We start from the raw sequence: 17,030 nt of genomic DNA on the forward strand, positions 1-17,030 counted from the left end.
GTCAGCCGGAGAGCCCGGCGCTGAGGAGCTCCACGAAGCCGATGTCCTCGCGCGCGACGCCGAAGACCTCGGCCCGCTGGAGGGTCCGCTCGGCCCAGGCGCGATGCGGCCTGACTTCGTTCATCTTGTTCGTGTACGCCGAGCGCATGACCCCGCCGCCGTTCCGCTCCGGGCGCAGGATGTCCTCGGCGTCGCTGAATTCCTCGTGGCTGACGACCGAGAGCGCGTGCACGGGCAGCACGTGGGTGGGGTGGATGCAGGTCTTGCCCAGCAGGCCGTTGGCCCGGTCCAGCTCGATCTCGCGGAGCAGTCCGTCGATGTCGTGCTCGATGAGCGCCTGCCGCAGCTCTTCCGCCCTGCCCTCCAGGAAGGGACTGCGGCGCAGCTGCGGCTTGAACATCCGCTCCTGGACGCGGAAGTACTCCCAGACGGGTCCGGTCACGGTGAAGCCCGTGCCGTCGGCCCTGCCGAGGTGGTTGACCACGTCGGCGATGACCGAGGCCACGATGTGGACGTCGTACGCGGTCATGTGCGGGGGTCTGCGCAGGCCGTACGCCGAACAGAAGTCGGTGACGCCGAGGCGCAGCGCGAGCACCCGCTCGCGGTATTTGTCGACGGTGCGGGCGATCCCGGCCAAGGTGTCCGAGCGGCTCTCCAGGTGCAGCAGCTCGGGCGATTCGAGGACCGGCATCGCGAAGAGCCGACGGCCGCTGGCGGCTTCCGCCACGGCGAGCGACTCCAGGAAGGCGACGCCGCGCTCCTCGGTGAACTTCGGCAGCACGAATCCGGAGAGCAGCCGGATGGCGGGGCCGAGGCGGTCCGCCAGGTCGGCTATCTGTTCGGGCGAGCGGACCCGGATGAACAGCAGCGGAGGCTCGGCGCCGGCCCGCTGGTCCAGGTCGGCGAACTGCCTGACGAGGTTCTCCTCGGCGCCGACGACCTCCGCGTCGTCGATCGAGTCCTCCAGGCAGAGCACCATCGAGATCACGCCACGACCGGCCTGCTTCAGGATGTCGTCGGCGAGGCGGGGACGCGTGGCGGGGCTGTAGAGGGTGGCTCCCAGGGCGGCGGCGAGCAGGCGCGGGGAGGAGTCCGCGGTGAAGTCGCACGGCTCCCGATGGAAGAGACGCTCTCGCACCTCTGGGGCTATATGCCCGAAATGACGCATTATTTCCCCTGTACTCGTCGGCGCGACCCGACGTGATGTGGCCGGTAATAGTACGTAGGGACGGGTGTCAAGGGTTCCCCACGGGCATGAAATTCAAGTAACTCGGCCATGACAGACACACGGGCCACACACCGTCACCCCCGCGTTGTCCCGTCCAAACCCGGGAAGGCAGGATGACCGCATGACGCACGCGATGTTGAAGGGGTCGAACGTCCCGCTCGAAGCCACGGCGGTCCGCGCCGTGCTGCGCTGGACCCCCGGGCAGGGCGTCCCCGACGTCGACGCGTCGGCCCTGCTCCTCGGCGCCGACGGCCGCGTGCGGTCCGACGAGGACTTCGTCTTCTACAACCAGCCGCGCCACCCGTCCGGCAAGGTCTGGCGGCTCGGCAAGAAGCGCGTCGCCCAGGGCCTCTCCGAGGGCTCGACCGACACGATTCAGACGGACATGGCGGGCCTGGATCCCGCGGTCAGCCGAGTCCTCCTGGTCGCCTCCGCCGAGAACGTCGCCTTCAAACACGTAACCGCCCTGCGCATCCTGCTGTACGACGCGGGAGCGGGCGAGGCCGAACCTCTCGCCTACTTCGACATCACCCCGCAGACGGGCTCGGAGACGGCCCTGATCTGCGGCGAGCTGTACCGCCGCGGCGACGTGTGGAAGTTCCGCGCCCTGGGCGAGGGCTACCTCAACGGCCTGGAGGGACTCGCCGGCGACTTCGGGATCTCCGTGGACGAGTCCGAGGCGGTTCCCGAGCCGACCACCGAGGCCTCGCAGCCGCAGCCGCACCCCCACCGGCAGGCGCAGCCGCAGCCGATGCCCGCACCGGCCCCGGCCACCCAGGCTCCGGTCACCCAGGCCCCGCCCCCGCAGGTCCCGGCCCCGCAGCCGTTCCCCGCGCCGGCCCCCCAGCCCTCGTACGGCTATCCGCCCGAGCCGCCGCGCCACCAGCCGGCCCCGCAGCCGTCCTACGGCTACCCGCAGCACGCACCCGTCCAGGCGGCCCCGCTCCCCCAGCCCTCGTACGGCTATCCGCAGCCCGTGGCCCCGATGCCCGACCCGAACTTCCGGCTGCCGCCCCAGGGCCCGCAGTTCCTCGCACGCTGAGCAGTTCCTCGCACGCCGAGGGAGGGCGCGGGCCGGCCGGGGCTTCAGGTGCCGCCGACCTTCGTCTTGTAGCCGCGGCCCCACTGAAGGCCCCAGCCGTACAGCCGGTCGAGCTCGGCCTGGAAGCCGTACACGAACTTCACCTCACGGCGCACGACCAGTTCGTCCTTGACGTTCTCCAGCGTGAATATCGCGCAGGAGCGGGCCTGCGGCTGGCGCTCGTCCAGGTCGATCTCGATCCGCGGGCCGTTGCTGGGGTACAGCGTGACCTTGGCGTGCGTGCGGTCGAAGGCCGGCGTCTGGTCGTAGATGTAGGCGAAGAACAGCAGCCGCTTGATCGACTCGCGGTGGTCGAGGTTCACGTAGATCGTCTCGCCTGACGGCGAACCGAACCGGTCGTCGCCGCTGAGCTTCACGAACGGCGGGGCGTTCAGGTCCCCGAAGAAGCTGCCCAGGGGCTGCACGACGCCCTTGGCGCCGTCCACCGTCTCGTACAGGCAGCCGAGGTCGAGGTCGACGTTGACCACGCCCTGGGTGTGCGCCTGCACCACGTCGGGCTGGAACATCCTGAGGGGGTGCCGCAGCAGTCCGCCGCCCTTGGGCTTGCCGATGATGTCGGACGTCCGCATCTGCCAGGAGAGGTTGACCCGGAGGTTGCCGGTGGCCGCGCCCTGTTTGTTGAGCGAGACCGTCGGGCGCCTCTTCGTGAGTTCGATGGAGTTGGTCGCCGCGCTGCCCGACTCGTAGTCCATCGAGCGCCCACGCCACAAACCGTCCCAGAAGGACATCGCCGCCCCCAAAAAGTGCCGGGACCCCATGGGCCCCTTACGAATGCCACGGGGCGGCCAGGAGGACTCGTCCTCGATGGCCGCCCCGTTCAGAAGCGTTCCTCACTCTGCCCGGCGTCACACGCCGGAAGAGACCTCTGTCTTCTCGTCCGAGCCCGAACCCTTGTCCTTGCCCTCGGCGGCCGCGAGTTTCTGATTGCGGCGGACCGAGGAGAAGAAGGACCAGGCGATCAGGACGACGCCGACGAGGCCGGTGATGACCTCGTGGATCTCGTACTGGATCGTGACGAGCAGGATCACGGAGAGGGCGCCGATCGCGTAGTGCGCGCCGTGCTCCAGGTAGACGTAGTCGTCGAGGGTGCCCTGGCGGACCAGGTAGACGGTGAGCGAACGGACGTACATCGCGCCGATGCCCAGGCCGAGCGCCATCAGGACGATGTCGTTCGTGATGGCGAAGGCGCCGATGACGCCGTCGAAGGAGAAGGACGCGTCCAGGACCTCGAGGTAGAGGAACATGAAGAAGGCGGCCTTGCCGGCCATGACGACGGCAGGAACCTTCTTGCCGGTCTTCTTGGCCTCTTCCTCCTGCTCGTGCTCGCGCTCCTCTTCTTCCTCGAGTTTGTTCTCGAAGAAGCCCGACAAGCCGCCCACCACGAGATAGGTGATGAGTCCGGCGATTCCGGAGATGAGCACCGTCTGCGCCTTGTCCACATGCGTGCCACCGTGCTGGTGGGCGTGGGTGGCGAAGGTCACCGCGGAGACCATGAGCACGACGAGCGCGATGCAGACCGACAGCATGTCGATCTTGCCGAGCTTGGCCAGCGGGCGCTCCAGCCAGCCGAGCCACTTGATGTCACGGTCCTCGAAAATGAAGTCGAGGAAGATCATCAACAGGAACATGCCACCGAACGCGGCGATCGACGGGTGAGCGTCGGTCACCAGCTGCTGGTACTTGTCCTTGTCGTTGAGCGCGAGACGCACAGCCTCGATCGGGCCGATCTTGGCGCTGATGGCCACGATCGCGACGGGGAACACGAGCCGCATGCCGAAGACGGCGATCAGGACACCGATGGTGAGGAAGATCTTCTGCCAGAAGGCACTCATCTTCTTCAGGATTCCGGCGTTGACCACCGCGTTGTCGAAGGACAGCGAGATCTCGAGGATCGACAGGATCGCCACGATCCCGAAACCTGTCCACCCCCCGTAGAACACCGCCGCGACCAAGCCGAGCGCGGTAACCGCGAACGACCAGCCGAAGGTTTTCAGAAGCACTGGCTACCCAATCGTGTGTGTACGGGCTCCCGTTTAGCGGTCTCCCCCGCGCCGGTCCCCGGCTTTACGAAACGTTGACCCCGAAGTCTAGAGCGATGCCCCGCAGTCCCGACGCGTACCCCTGCCCAACGGCACGGAACTTCCACTCTCCGCCATAGCGGTACACCTCGCCAAAGATCATCGCGGTCTCCGTGGAGGCGTCCTCGGAGAGGTCGTACCGAGCCAGCTCCTGATGGTCGGCCTGATTGACCACCCGGATGAAGGCGTTGCTGACCTGGCCGAAGGTCTGCCCGCGGTTGTCCGCGTCGTGGATCGAGACGGGAAACACGATCTTGTCGCAGTCGGCGGGCACCTTCGAGAGGTCGATCAGGAGCGACTCGTCGTCCCCGTCACCCTCACCCGTGAGGTTGTCGCCGGTGTGTTCGACCGAGCCGTCCGGGCTCTTGAGGTTGTTGTAGAAGACGAACCACTCATCGCCCATCACCCTCCCCGAGGTGCACATCAGCGCGCTGGCGTCGAGGTCGAAGGGCGCTCCGGTGGTGGAGCGTGCGTCCCAGCCGAGGCCGATCAGGACCTGTGTGAGGTTCGGTGCGGCCTTGGAGAGGGAGACATTGCCTCCCTTGGCGAGCGTGACGCCCATGATGTGGTCCTCCCCGTGGTTCGTGAGCAAGAATTCCCGGTCTCCCGTCGTACGGGAGCATGCCCGGGAACAGGAGTTTTGAGCGCGTCCGGCGCCGCACTCGTGGTGTGCGGCGCCGGACGACGGACGGAGGGCGTTACTCGGCTCAGACGTTGACGCCGAAGTCCTGCGCGATGCCGCGCAGGCCCGAGGCGTAGCCCTGGCCGACGGCGCGGAACTTCCACTCCGCTCCGTTGCGGTACAGCTCGCCGAAGACCATCGCGGTCTCCGTCGAGGCGTCCTCGGAGAGGTCGTACCGCGCGATCTCCGCGCCGCCCGCCTGGTTCACGACACGGATGAACGCGTTGCGGACCTGGCCGAACGACTGCTGACGGGTCTCGGCGTCGTAGATCGAGACCGGGAAGACGATCTTGTCCACGTCGGCCGGGACGGCGGCCAGGTCGACCTTGATCGCCTCGTCGTCGCCCTCGCCCTCACCGGTGGTGTTGTCACCGGTGTGCTCGACGGATCCGTCCGGGCTCTTCAGGTTGTTGAAGAAGACGAAGTTGCCGTCGCTGCTGACCTTGCCCTCGGCGTTGGTCAGAATGGCGCTGGCGTCGAGGTCGAAGTCCGTACCGGTGGTGGTACGGACGTCCCAGCCCAGGCCGACCAGAACCGCGGTCAGGCCGGGCGCCTCCTTGCTCAGCGATACGTTGCCGCCCTTGCTGAGGCTGACTCCCACAAATCCTCCCAAATTGATGTCCAGGGGCGGGGAGCCCCGGTCATGCTCTGCCAGTCGTGCTTGCCATCGGATCAACGAGTGGATCCTAGTGACCGGTTCCCGGCCGCCACAGGCTCTGCACCTGAAGAATCACAGGGTGTCACCCCTGAGGAATCACAGGGTGCCGAGCGCCTTGACGTACTCGTCGAGGTCGCGGGCGTCCGGCAGGTCGTTGACGACAGTCCAGCGCACCACGCCCTCCTTGTCGATGATGAACGTGCCGCGCACCGCGCAGCCCTTGTCCTCGTCGAAGACGCCGTACGCCCGCGACGCCTCGCCGTGCGGCCAGAAATCGGAGAGCAGCGGGTACTCCAGGCCCTCCTGCTCGGCGAAGACGCGCAGGGTGTGCATGGAGTCGTTGGAGACCGCGAGGAGCTGGGTGTCGTCGTTGACGAACTTCGGCAGCTCGTCGCGGAGCGCGCAGAGCTCGCCCGTGCACACGCCGGTGAACGCGAACGGGTAGAAGAGCAGCACCACGTTCTTCTCGCCGCGGAAGTCCGAGAGCTTCACGGTCCGGCCGTGGTTGTCCTTCAGTTCGAAGTCCGGGGCCTTGGTGCCGGTGGCGATTCCAGCGAGCGCCATGAGTTCGCATCCCTTCGGTGGGGCTGTTCAGGTGACGACCACCCTACGCAACGGGCGTTTCGTCCGATCACCCCGCAGGGCGGGCACTTCGCCCCGTCACTCCCCTGCCACGCGACTGCCCCTCCCCTGCCCCCTCGACACCCCTCGGCCGGCCCCCACGCGCGCGTGAGCCCCCACCGGCATGTGTCGGTGGGGGCTCACGGCGATGGGCTCAGTCGACTTCCTGCTGCCTGAGCGGCAGCTTCACCGCTTCTTGGCTGCCGCCTTCGGCGTGACCAGACGGCTGCCCGTCCAGTCCTTGCCCGCGTTGATGCTCTTGGTCTGAGCGAGGCCGGCGGTCTGGGCTGCTTCGTTGATGTCGCTCGGCTCGACATAGCCGTCACGGCCTGTCTTGGGCGTCATCAGCCAGAGGTCGCCGCCTTCTTCGATCAGCTGGGTGGCGTCCACCAGCGCATCCGTCAGGTCGCCGTCGTCCTCGCGGAACCACAGCACCACGGCGTCAGCAGTGTCGTCGTAGTCCTCGTCGACGAGCTCGCTGCCGATCACCCCTTCAATGGCCTCGCGGAGCTCCTGATCGACATCGTCGTCGTAGCCGATCTCCTGGACCACCTGCTCGGGCTGGAAACCCAGCCTCGCGGCAGGGTTGGTCCGCTCCTCCGCGTGGTCCGCGGTCGCGCTCACGGCTTGCCTCCTGATCATGTTTTCGGGAATGCCTTCACCCACGCGCGTGCGCGGGACATTGGCGGTAGTCCACACGGGCGGACCGGATCGCGCAAGTACCCGGCCGTCAAGACCGCCGAAACGGTGACGTTCCCGGCCGTGTCGCCGCAACTCAAGGCCCACCTGCCAGATCCTTGTCCGCTCGCACTTCGCTCGTACGACACCGCTCGGAACTGAGGTCCGAACGGCCTTACGAACCGGCTTGGCGGGATGGGCGTATCGTTGCGATTTGGTCGAGCCTACCCCAGGGCCGCCGGGCGGACCCCTCGGTTACCTCTCAGTAGAGATGACGATTACGCCTACGCGGTACACGATGGGGAACGTCTCACAGCCAGGCAGAACCCAGGCGAAAGCCCCAACAGCGAAGGAACAGCGTGGCTTCCGGATCCGATCGCAACCCGATCATCATTGGCGGCCTGCCGAGTCAGGTCCCGGACTTCGATCCCGAAGAGACCCAGGAGTGGCTCGACTCCCTCGATGCCGCGGTCGACGAACGCGGCCGCGAGCGGGCCCGCTACCTGATGCTCCGACTTATCGAACGTGCGCGCGAAAAGCGTGTTGCCGTACCCGAGATGCGCAGCACGGACTACGTCAACACGATCGCCACCAAGGACGAGCCGTTCTTCCCCGGCAACGAGGAGATCGAGCGCAAGGTCCTCAACGCGACCCGCTGGAACGCCGCCGTGATGGTGTCACGCGCCCAGCGCCCCGGAATCGGGGTCGGCGGCCACATCGCCACCTTCGCCTCGTCCGCCTCCCTCTACGACGTGGGCTTCAACCACTTCTTCCGCGGCAAGGACGAGGGCGACGGCGGCGACCAGATCTTCTTCCAGGGGCACGCGTCCCCCGGCATCTACGCCCGCGCCTTCCTCCTCGACCGGCTCTCCGAGCAGCAGCTCGACGCGTTCCGCCAGGAGAAGTCGAAGGCTCCGAACGGACTTTCGTCCTACCCGCACCCGCGTCTGATGCCGGACTTCTGGGAGTTCCCGACCGTCTCGATGGGCCTCGGCCCCCTCGGCGCGATCTTCCAGGCGCGGATGAACCGCTACATGGAGGCGCGCGGCATCGCCGACACCTCCAAGTCGCATGTCTGGGCCTACCTCGGCGACGGCGAGATGGACGAGCCCGAGTCGCTCGGCCAGCTCTCCATCGCCGCCCGTGAGGGCCTGGACAACCTGACCTTCGTCGTCAACTGCAACCTCCAGCGCCTCGACGGCCCGGTACGCGGCAACGGCAAGATCATCCAGGAGCTCGAGTCGCAGTTCCGCGGCGCCGGCTGGAACGTCATCAAGCTGGTCTGGGACCGCAGCTGGGACCCGCTGCTCGCCCAGGACCGCGACGGCGTCCTGGTCAACCGGCTCAACACCACCCCCGACGGCCAGTTCCAGACGTACGCGACCGAGACCGGCTCGTACATCCGCGAACACTTCTTCGGCGACGACCACCGCCTGCGCGCCATGGTCGAGAACATGACCGACGAGCAGATCCTGCACCTGGGCCGCGGCGGCCACGACCACAAGAAGGTCTACGCGGCGTACGCCGCCGCCAAGGCCCACAAGGGCCAGCCGACCGTCATCCTGGCGCAGACGGTCAAGGGCTGGACGCTCGGCCCGAACTTCGAGGGCCGCAACGCCACACACCAGATGAAGAAGCTGACGGTCGACGACCTCAAGGGCTTCCGCGACCGCCTGCACATCCCGATCACGGACGCACAGCTGGAAGGCGGCGCCCCGCCGTACTACCACCCGGGCCGCGACTCGGAAGAGATCCAGTACATGCACGACCGCCGCCAGGGCCTCGGCGGTTACGTCCCGACCCGCGTCGTCCGCGCGAAGCCCCTCCAGCTTCCCGAGGACAAGACGTACGCGACCGCGAAGAAGGGTTCGGGCCAGCAGTCGATCGCCACGACCATGGCGTTCGTCCGCATCCTGAAGGACCTCATGCGGGACAAGGAGATCGGCAAGCGCTTCGTGCTGATCGCCCCCGACGAGTACCGCACCTTCGGCATGGACGCCTTCTTCCCGAGCGCGAAGATCTACAACCCGCTCGGCCAGCAGTACGAGGCCGTCGACCGCGAGCTGCTCCTCGCCTACAAGGAGTCCCCGACCGGTCAGATGCTGCACGACGGCATCTCCGAGGCCGGCTGCACGGCCTCACTGATCGCCGCCGGCTCGGCCTACGCCACCCACGGCGAACCGCTGATCCCCGTGTACGTCTTCTACTCGATGTTCGGTTTCCAGCGCACCGGCGACCAGTTCTGGCAGATGGCCGACCAGCTGGCCCGCGGCTTCGTCCTGGGCGCCACCGCCGGCCGCACGACCCTGACCGGCGAGGGCCTCCAGCACGCGGACGGCCACTCGCAGCTGCTCGCCTCGACCAACCCGGGCTGCGTCGCCTACGACCCGGCCTTCGGTTACGAGATCGCGCACATCGTCAAGGACGGCCTGCACCGGATGTACGGCCCCGACAGCGAGGACGTCTTCTACTACCTCACCGTCTACAACGAGCCGGTCCAGCACCCGGCCGAGCCCGCCGACGTGGACGTGGACGGCATCCTCAAGGGCATCTACCGCTACAAGGCGGGCGAGCAGGGCGCCATCCCGGCGCAGATCCTCGCCTCCGGTGTCGCGGTGCCGTGGGCGGTCGAGGCCCAGCAGATCCTCGCTTCGGAGTGGAACGTCAAGGCGGACGTCTGGTCGGCGACCTCCTGGAACGAACTGCGCCGCGAGGCGGTCGACGTGGAGCGCCACAACTTCCTCCACCCCGAGGAAGAGCAGCGCACCCCGTACGTGACGCAGAAGCTGTCCGGCGCGGAGGGTCCGTTCGTGGCCGTCTCCGACTGGATGCGGAGCGTCCCCGACCAGATCTCCCGCTGGGTCCCGGGCACGTACCAGTCCCTGGGCGCCGATGGCTTCGGCTTCGCGGACACCCGCGGTGCGGCCCGCCGCTTCTTCCACATCGACGCGCAGTCGATCGTGGTCGGCGTGCTCACCGAGCTGGCCCGCGAGGGCAAGCTGGACCGCTCCGTACTGAAGCAGGCCATCGACCGCTACCAGCTGCTGGACGTCACGGCGGCCGACCCGGGCGCCGCTGGGGGCGACGCTTAGGAGCTGAGCTGAGCTGAGCTGAGCTGAGCCGAGCTGGCGGCAGGCCGGTAGCGGGCCTGTCTGTATTGCCCGGCTGTAGTGCTTGCGGGTGCTGCTTGCCGGTGTTGCCTGCCGGTATCGCCTGTAGTAGGTGCGGTACTCGCAAGGCGTAGGACGCCCGGAGGGCGGTGGGGATGGCTCCCGCCGCCCTCCGGCATTTCCTACGATGCGCGGATGGAAGCCCCCGTAAAGCACCCGCCGGCGCAGCTCCGCTGGGAGCGACGCACCCAAGGTCCGCTCCTCGCGCTCGCGGTGGCCTTCGCCGTCGCGTACGCCGTGCCCATCGTGGCGCCCGCCGCGAGCCAGGGCGTCGGCACCGTCTGCACGGTGGTGGAGTGGATCGTCTGGGCTTCGTTCGCCGTGGACTATCTCGTACGCCTCTATCTCACCGACCACCGCAAGCAGTTCGTGCGCTCGCACTGGCTCGACCTCTGTGCTGTCCTCCTCCCCATGTTGCAGCCGCTGCGGCTGCTGCGGTTGGTCTCGACGCTGCTGCTGGTCGGACGCCGGGCCCGGATGGCGTCCCAGATTCGGTTGACGACGTATGTGGCCGGTGCGGTCGTGGGCCTCCTCATGTTCGGTTCGCTGGCCGTCCTGTCGGTGGAGCGGGAGTCGCCGAACGGCAACATCAAGACGCTCGGCGACGCGGTGTGGTGGTCCTTCACCACGATGACCACCGTCGGCTACGGCGATCACGCGCCGACGACCGGCCTCGGCCGCGTGCTGGCGGTCGGCCTGATGCTGTCGGGCATCGCACTGCTGGGTGTGGTGACCGCCAACATCGCGGCCTGGTTCATCTCGCGCTTCGACCGGGACGACGTCGAGGAGCGGCGCCAGACGGCGGCGATCGAGGCGCTGACGACAGAGGTGCAGGCCCTGCGGGCACAGGTGACGGCGCTGTCGGGCGGAGCACCGGCGACGGCGGAACCGGAGGCTCAGCGGTCGTCTCCGCCTCCGGTAGAAGCTCAGCGGTCAGCTCCGGTGGAGGCTCAGCAGTCGGCTCCGGTGGAGGTTCCGCGGCCGGCGCCGGCCGCGGATGCTCCTCAGGTGCCTCCGGTCAGCTCTCCCAGACCTTGAACGCCCGCACGCGATAGGGAGATTCGGGAACCCAGGTGCCACCCCCTGGATAGGTGTCGAACTCCCCGGTCTCGGCGCACTCCGCGGATTGATAAGTGGTGACCGGCCGGCCCGTGCGATTGGCGAGTGCCTGAGCGCTGCCCCCCTCCGGCAGCGCTACACAGCTCTCGATGTCGATCGCGGACAGCTCATACGTGTGCCGGGCGCCCTTGAACTTCGCCTTTCCCCATAGGCAGAGCTCCCCGGGCCCGCAGTCGGCGAGCGTGGGTGGCGCGGCGGCTCCGGCGTACTTCGCGGGTGTCGGGAGACCGGCCTGTGTCGCGGGTGCCATGGCGCCGGCTTGCGTGGGGGCGAGGATCACCGTGGCGAGCGCGGTGACGGCGAAGGTCGTGGGCAAGGTCGTGCGCATCTGCTTCAACTCCCGTGTCGTGTGGATCACTTGCCAGAACTGTGACCCACTCGCTAGCTCCGTCGGAAGGGGTACGGATGTGCGTCACCCAGATAGGCGAAAGCCCCCCAGTTGAACCCTGAGGGGCTTTCCCTGATGCGTGAGCGCCAGACAGATGTTTACTCGGCGTACGCGGTGCATACACCCGGAAATGTCTCCGATCGGGGCCGGGTCGCCACCGGCCGGAAGCCGGTCGTCTCGGTGGCCACCGGCCGGAAGCCGATCGTCTCCGGTCAGATGTGTCCGACTCCGGCGCCTGCTTCGGCGTTGGCGCCTCGCTTGGTCAGCGTGGCGACCAGGGCCGCGACGACCGCGACGGCACCGGCGACGGTGAAGGCCAGGCCCATTCCGGAAACGAAGGTGTCGTGCGCGACCGAGGTGATCGCGTCGGCGATCGGCTCCGGCGTGTTCGGCGGGACCGGGGCTCCGCCCATCTCGATGGCGCCGGACGCCTGGTCGAGCTGGTCCGGCGTCATGGGCGGCAGCTTGGCGTCAGCCCAGTTCGCGGGAAGTTCCTCGTCGACCCGGGAGGCCATGACCGCACCGAGCACGGCGGTACCGAGCGCACCGCCGACCTGCATGCCGGCCTGCTGGAGACCACCCGCCACACCGGAGAGCTCCAGCGGGGCGTTGCCGACGATGACCTCGGTGGCTCCCACCATCACGGGTGCGAGACCGAGGCCGAGCAGGCCGAGCCACAGAGACATCGGCAGCGTCGCGGTGTCCGTCGTCATCGTGGACATGCCGAACATCGCGACGGCCGTGGCCACCATGCCGCCGACGAGCGGGACGCGCGGGCCGAACTTGGTGATGAGCGCACCGGCGATGGGCGAGGAAACGATCATCATGGCGGTCAGCGGCAGCAGGTGCAGACCGCTGTCGACCGGGCTCATGCCGTGCACGTTCTGGAGATAGAACGTCACGAAGAACAGGCCGCCCATGAAGGCGAACGCCATCAGGACCATCAGGACCACACCGGCGGACAGCGGGATGGACTTGAACATGCCCAGCGGGATGAGCGGTTCCTTGACCTTCGTCTCCCAAAAGGCGAAGAGCGCGAAGAGGACCACCGCGCCGGCGAGGAAGAGCAGCGTCTTCGAGCCGTCCCAGCCCCATTCCGAGCCCTTGATGAGGGCCAGGATCAGCGCGAACATGCCGCCCGACAGAAGGACGATGCCGGGGACGTCGAAGGACTTGGGCGCGTTCTCCGCGCGGTGGTCCTTGAGGATCACCAGGCCGAGGACGAGGGCGATGACGCCTACCGGCACGTTGATGAAGAACACCGACTGCCAGCTGACGTGCTCGACGAGCAGACCGCCCACGATGGGGCCGCCCGCGGTCGAGGCGCCGATGACCATGCCCCAGATGCCGATCGCCATGTTCAGCTTCTCGGCGGGGAAGGTGGCGCGCAGCAGGCCGAGCGCGGCCGGCATCAGGAGGGCGCCGAAGAGGCCCTGGAGCACGCGGAAGGCGACGACCAGGCCGACACTGCTGGAGAACCCGATGGCGCCCGAGGCGACGGCGAAGCCCGCCACGCCTATCAGGAACGTCTGCCGGTGGCCGAACCGGTCACCGAGCTTGCCGGCGGTGATCAGCGCGACGGCGAGCGCCAGAAGATAGCCGTTGGTGATCCACTGGACGCCGGACATCGTGGTGCCGAGGTCCTTGGCGATGGCCGGGTTGGCGATCGCCACGATGGTGCCGTCCAGGGCGACCATCATCACGCCGATCGCGACGGAGAAGAGCGTCAGCCAAGGGTGCCCGCGAAGCCCCTTGGCCGGGGCCGGGGCGGAGGGCTCCGGCGCCTTGTCCGCCTTGTCGACGGTGATCTGACTAGTCATGCGTCGGAGGCTAATGTCAGTCGCTGACAGTTGACAAACCAATTCACAAGTCGGTAACTGTCACGTCGGTCACAGGTATGGTGAGCTGGTCAAACCGGTGGAAAGAAGGCCATGGTGTGAGGACCGAAGAGCAAGCGGCGGACCCCGCGAAACCAGAGGCCGAGGCTCCTGGAGAGATCTCCGGCGAACCCACCCGGCCCGGACTCCGCGAGCGCAAGAAGCAGCGCACCCGTGACGCGCTGCTGCGCGCGGCGCTCGAGCTCTTCACGACCAAGGGGTTCGAGGAGACGACCGTCGACGAGATCGCCGAGGCCGTCGATGTCTCGCAGCGCACGTTCTTCCGGTACTTCACCAACAAGCAGGAGACCGCCTTCGCCGTCCAGGAGATGGTGGAGCAGCGGTTCGTGGAGGCGCTGCGCGAACGTCCGGCCCACGAAACGCCGTTCGTGGCTCTGCGTGGAGCCGTGATCGGCGCGTGGGACGCGATGGGCCGGTCCATCGAGGAGGTCGTCCCGGTCGAACTCCACATGCGGACTTACCAGATGATCGAATCCACTCCTTCCTTGCTGGCGGCCCACCTGCGCCGCTCCATCGAGATGGAGGAAGAGATCGCGCGCGTGATCGCCGAGCGTGAGGGACTCGACCTGGACAAGGACCCCCGACCGCGCGTGGTGGTGGCCGCCTTCAGCGGGGTCATGCGCGTGACCGGACGATTGTGGGGCGCGGGCGACGACTGGAGCGTCGAATCGATCCGAGCGATCACCGAGTCGCATCTCGACCATCTGGGGCCCGCGTTGGCGGAAAGCTGGCGCACGGAGTGACCGTGCGCGTACTCCGCGTCCGATCGGGACGGGTTGGGTCGGGTCGGGACGGGTCGGGTCGGGTCGGGTCGGGTCGGGTCGGGCGGGAACGGGTGGGGACGGGCGGCAACGGGTTGGCCGGAGCCGGCCGCGTGGAGCTTCACGCGATGGATCGACCCATCGAACAAATCAACACGTAACGTGAATCATTGATACACCGTCAGTAGCGGGAAAGCCGCCTGCGGTGCGTGGGCGCGGCGCGTACAGAGTGTGACGAAAACGCTCGAAGTGCGCCCGCTATGCCTCAATTACCCCAAGGGAAACGTGATCTGCCTCACCCGGTGCACGGTAGGCATCACGATTCTCCTAGGGTGTTCCGTAGTGACTTCCTTCGACTCCTCCCCTCAACTCAGCGCCTGGCGCGCACTGCTTGCGCTCGCCGTCGTGTTCGTCATGCTGGCGACCACGGGCTGGACGGCGGTACGCCACCACAAGGACGCCGCATCGCCGCTCTCGGCCTCAATCTCGGCCTGGGAGCACGGGCGCATCAACGGCCGGGCCCTGCCCGACCCCGGTGCCCCCGCCGGCCGGCTCGCACACTTCTTCGCGTCGCTCAACGCACAGCAGCGCACCCGGCTCGCCACCCGCTACCCCCTAGCGGTCGGCAACATGAACGGTGCCCCCGTGGAGCTGCGCTATCGCGCGAACCACATCGCCCTTGACCAGGCACGCAAGACCGAGCGACGGCGCATGCACGACGCCCGGCTCTCCCCTCTCGGGCAGCAGGAGGCGGAGCGCAGGATGAAGCGCTTCGGCGTGATGATGCACCCGGGGCGGCAGGTGCTGTCCTTCGATCCCATGGGGACGGGTCGTATAGCGGAGGTCTTCGGAGACCTCGACCGCGCTTCGCGCGTATCGGTCGTGGTGCCCGGGGTGGACACGAACGTGCTGACGTTCGAGCGGACGAACCGCAAGTACTCGGCGCCCGTCGGCATGGCCAAGGCCCTGTACGGCGCGGAGCGGACGGCGAGCCCACGCGCGCGTACCGCCGTCATCGCCTGGGCCGACTACACCGCGCCCGTGGGTCTCGGTGTGGACGCGGCCACGTCGATGCGTGCGGACGACGGCGCGATCCGGCTCAATTCCCTGGTCCGCGCCCTGCCGGGGCACTCGCCCGTCGCGCTGTACTGCCACAGCTACGGCTCGGTGGTGTGCGGGGTCGCCGCACGACAGCTGCCCTCCCGGGTTTCCGACATCGCGGTCGCGGGCAGCCCCGGCATGCGTGCGGACACGGCGGCACAGCTGGGCACAGGTGCCCGGATCTGGGCCACAAGGGACGGCGACGACTGGATCCAGGATGTGCCAAACATGGAGGTCGGCGGGCTCGGGCATGGTGCCGATCCCGTCTCCCGGGACTTCGGCGCCCGCGTGCTCTCGGCACGCGGCGCGATCGGCCACACCGGCTATTTCGAGCCGGGTACGGAGAGCCTCAGGAACTTCGCCGACATCGGCACCGGTGCGTACGGCTCGGTGCGATGTGCGAGCGGCGATGACGTCTGCCGGAAGGAATTTTCCGGCGCGACAGCGGCCTGACGCGCGTAGAAATCGACAAAACAGCGGCACGCCGCAGGAGGGACGGAGGCGCGCGTGCCGCCTACGATGAGCCGCATGGGTGACGTACTGGCCGGATTTCATGCCGCCTGGGAGTTCGAGTCCGACTCCGTGCTCATCCGCTTCGAACGGGGGATCCGCACGCCGAAGCTCTTTCAGGCGCTCGGCGAACGCCGCATTCCCCACGAGGCGATCGCGGCGGTGACGCTCACTCCCGGCAAGCGCGGGACGGTCGTCCTGCACGCCGTGCCGAGACCGGGCGCCGATCCGCTGATGGAGGCGGCCGCGGGCCAGCTCAAGGACGGCTGCGACCCGTATCGGCTCGTGCTGCCGGCCGAGCGCGAGACGCTCGCCGAGTACTACGCGGACGAGCTGCGGGCTCAGCTCGCTGAGGGCGACTCCGGGCCCACGGACCGCTACCTGGTGGCCCCACCGGAGACTCCGCTCCAGTTCAAGGCGTACGACGGCAAGGCGTCCTTCGACGGCAAGTCGGTGGCCTTCCGGTGGTTCTGGACGGGCGCCTCGTCCGCGAAGTGGAAAGCCGGCGACCAGAGCTTCCTGGTCACGGACCTGAGCGGCGTCGAGTGGCGCTCCCCCGAGGTCTTCGAGGGCCACCTGCGGCTGCTGCGCCGTGAGACCCCGGTCGCCCAGCCCGCGCAGGCCGACCAGGACCCCGCGGCCGTCGTCTTCGGTCTGGGGTACGGGCCGGTGCACGAGTCGCTGCCGTTCGCTGCGTCGGTGCTCGCCGCGGTGCGGTCGTCGGGCCCGGCCCTGACCCCAGGGACGGTCCCCGGCAGCGCGCCGGTGACCCGCCGCGACCCCGCTGACATCGCGGAACGCATCCGGCATCTCGGCGAACTGCACCAGGCCGGGCTGCTCACCGACGAGGAATTCACCATGAAGAAGGCCGAGCTCCTGGCTGAGCTGTGACCGCTGCGGTGGTTGTGGTGGCTGTGATCGCCGTAGCGGCTGTGGTCGCTACGGCCTGGCGGAGGCGGCGTGGGGCCTCGGTCATACCTGGGTATCGAGGGGAGCCCGGTTCGTACCTGGGTATGGGGCGCAGGTCAGCACCGCG

The 17,030-nt window shown here is 68.1% G+C and carries 15 protein-coding genes; 6 read left to right on the plus strand and 9 right to left on the minus strand.

All coding sequences use genetic code 11. The features are described 5' to 3' along the window. Nucleotide 1: 1 nt before the first annotated feature. Entirely contained in the window at nt 2-1,168 is a 1,167-nt protein-coding gene (locus QBL25_RS14710) for an HpcH/HpaI aldolase/citrate lyase family protein (protein WP_409057489.1), read from the minus strand. Nucleotides 1,169-1,349: 181 nt separating this feature from the next. On the opposite strand from QBL25_RS14710, the gene QBL25_RS14715 reads away from it, so the two are divergent. Then, a complete protein-coding gene (locus QBL25_RS14715; protein ID WP_409057490.1) occupies nt 1,350-2,270 on the plus strand; it encodes a TerD family protein in 921 nt (306 codons plus the stop codon). Between the two features lie 44 nt (nt 2,271-2,314). Here the strand turns inward: QBL25_RS14715 and QBL25_RS14720 are convergent, their stop codons facing one another. From QBL25_RS14720 to QBL25_RS14745, 6 genes are all read right to left on the minus strand, one after another. Beyond that, the gene (locus QBL25_RS14720) at nt 2,315-3,058 is read right to left on the minus strand and encodes a Tellurium resistance (protein ID WP_409062653.1); all 744 of its coding nucleotides are present in this window, start codon (nt 3,056-3,058) and stop codon (nt 2,315-2,317) included. Between the two features lie 117 nt (nt 3,059-3,175). Further along, complete coding sequence (locus QBL25_RS14725) at nt 3,176-4,330, minus strand: DUF475 domain-containing protein (RefSeq protein WP_409057491.1); 1,155 nt, start codon at nt 4,328-4,330, stop codon at nt 3,176-3,178. Nucleotides 4,331-4,394: 64 nt separating this feature from the next. Further along, nucleotides 4,395-4,970 (minus strand): TerD family protein, encoded by a 576-nt coding sequence (locus QBL25_RS14730; protein ID WP_409062654.1) that lies wholly within the window; start codon nt 4,968-4,970, stop codon nt 4,395-4,397. A gap of 145 nt (nt 4,971-5,115) precedes the next feature. Beyond that, complete coding sequence (locus tag QBL25_RS14735) at nt 5,116-5,691, minus strand: TerD family protein (protein ID WP_361827689.1); 576 nt, start codon at nt 5,689-5,691, stop codon at nt 5,116-5,118. 153 nt (nt 5,692-5,844) lie between these two features. Beyond that, nucleotides 5,845-6,312 (minus strand): peroxiredoxin, encoded by a 468-nt coding sequence (locus QBL25_RS14740; RefSeq protein WP_409057492.1) that lies wholly within the window; start codon nt 6,310-6,312, stop codon nt 5,845-5,847. 243 nt (nt 6,313-6,555) lie between these two features. Further along, nucleotides 6,556-6,993, minus strand: coding sequence for a DUF3052 domain-containing protein (locus QBL25_RS14745; RefSeq protein ID WP_361189495.1), 438 nt, complete (start codon nt 6,991-6,993; stop codon nt 6,556-6,558). Nucleotides 6,994-7,406: 413 nt separating this feature from the next. Between QBL25_RS14745 and aceE the strand changes: the two genes are divergently transcribed. Together aceE and QBL25_RS14755 are read left to right on the plus strand one after the other, a co-directional pair. Then, nucleotides 7,407-10,139, plus strand: a complete 2,733-nt coding sequence (gene aceE, locus QBL25_RS14750; RefSeq protein WP_409057493.1) for a pyruvate dehydrogenase (acetyl-transferring), homodimeric type — start codon at nt 7,407-7,409, stop codon at nt 10,137-10,139. 213 nt (nt 10,140-10,352) lie between these two features. Further along, nucleotides 10,353-11,255 carry an ion channel gene (locus tag QBL25_RS14755; protein WP_409057494.1) on the plus strand — a complete coding sequence of 301 codons (903 nt, stop codon included), beginning with the start codon at nt 10,353-10,355 and terminating at the stop codon, nt 11,253-11,255. Here the strand turns inward: QBL25_RS14755 and QBL25_RS14760 are convergent. Together QBL25_RS14760 and QBL25_RS14765 are read right to left on the minus strand one after the other, a co-directional pair. Next, nucleotides 11,236-11,664 carry a peptidase inhibitor family I36 protein gene (locus QBL25_RS14760; protein ID WP_409062655.1) on the minus strand — a complete coding sequence of 143 codons (429 nt, stop codon included), beginning with the start codon at nt 11,662-11,664 and terminating at the stop codon, nt 11,236-11,238. The two genes, QBL25_RS14755 and QBL25_RS14760, sit on opposite strands and share 20 nt — an antisense overlap. Nucleotides 11,665-11,936: 272 nt before the next feature. Continuing rightward, on the minus strand, nt 11,937-13,544 hold the full coding sequence (locus QBL25_RS14765; RefSeq protein ID WP_409057495.1) for an MFS transporter: 1,608 nt from the start codon (nt 13,542-13,544) through the stop codon (nt 11,937-11,939). A gap of 116 nt (nt 13,545-13,660) precedes the next feature. Between QBL25_RS14765 and QBL25_RS14770 the strand changes: the two genes are divergently transcribed. The 3 genes from QBL25_RS14770 (at nt 13,661) to QBL25_RS14780 (ending at nt 16,885) form a co-directional block, all read left to right on the plus strand. After that, the gene (locus tag QBL25_RS14770; RefSeq protein ID WP_409057496.1) at nt 13,661-14,365 is read left to right on the plus strand and encodes a TetR/AcrR family transcriptional regulator; all 705 of its coding nucleotides are present in this window, start codon (nt 13,661-13,663) and stop codon (nt 14,363-14,365) included. Nucleotides 14,366-14,725: 360 nt separating this feature from the next. Beyond that, the gene (locus QBL25_RS14775; protein ID WP_409057497.1) at nt 14,726-15,937 is read left to right on the plus strand and encodes an alpha/beta hydrolase; all 1,212 of its coding nucleotides are present in this window, start codon (nt 14,726-14,728) and stop codon (nt 15,935-15,937) included. A 75-nt stretch (nt 15,938-16,012) separates the two neighbouring features. Then, a complete protein-coding gene (locus QBL25_RS14780) occupies nt 16,013-16,885 on the plus strand; it encodes a DUF4429 domain-containing protein (RefSeq protein WP_409057498.1) in 873 nt (290 codons plus the stop codon). Nucleotides 16,886-17,030: the final 145 nt, after the last annotated feature.

It is taken from the genome of Streptomyces sp. SYP-A7185 (assembly GCF_046103685.1).
In the GTDB taxonomy this organism is placed as follows: Bacteria; Actinomycetota; Actinomycetes; order Streptomycetales; family Streptomycetaceae; genus Streptomyces.

Coding starts and splice junctions, on each gene's coding strand:
- QBL25_RS14720 (WP_409062653.1), bottom strand. CDS start 3,058: ATGTCCTTCTGGGACGGTTTGTGGCGTGGGCGCTCGATGGACTACGAG.
- QBL25_RS14715 (WP_409057490.1), top strand. CDS start 1,350: ATGACGCACGCGATGTTGAAGGGGTCGAACGTCCCGCTCGAAGCCACG.
- QBL25_RS14755 (WP_409057494.1), top strand. CDS start 10,353: ATGGAAGCCCCCGTAAAGCACCCGCCGGCGCAGCTCCGCTGGGAGCGA.
- QBL25_RS14780 (WP_409057498.1), top strand. CDS start 16,013: ATGGGTGACGTACTGGCCGGATTTCATGCCGCCTGGGAGTTCGAGTCC.
- QBL25_RS14760 (WP_409062655.1), bottom strand. CDS start 11,664: ATGCGCACGACCTTGCCCACGACCTTCGCCGTCACCGCGCTCGCCACG.
- QBL25_RS14730 (WP_409062654.1), bottom strand. CDS start 4,970: ATGGGCGTCACGCTCGCCAAGGGAGGCAATGTCTCCCTCTCCAAGGCC.
- QBL25_RS14765 (WP_409057495.1), bottom strand. CDS start 13,544: ATGACTAGTCAGATCACCGTCGACAAGGCGGACAAGGCGCCGGAGCCC.
- QBL25_RS14710 (WP_409057489.1), bottom strand. CDS start 1,168: ATGCGTCATTTCGGGCATATAGCCCCAGAGGTGCGAGAGCGTCTCTTC.
- QBL25_RS14740 (WP_409057492.1), bottom strand. CDS start 6,312: ATGGCGCTCGCTGGAATCGCCACCGGCACCAAGGCCCCGGACTTCGAA.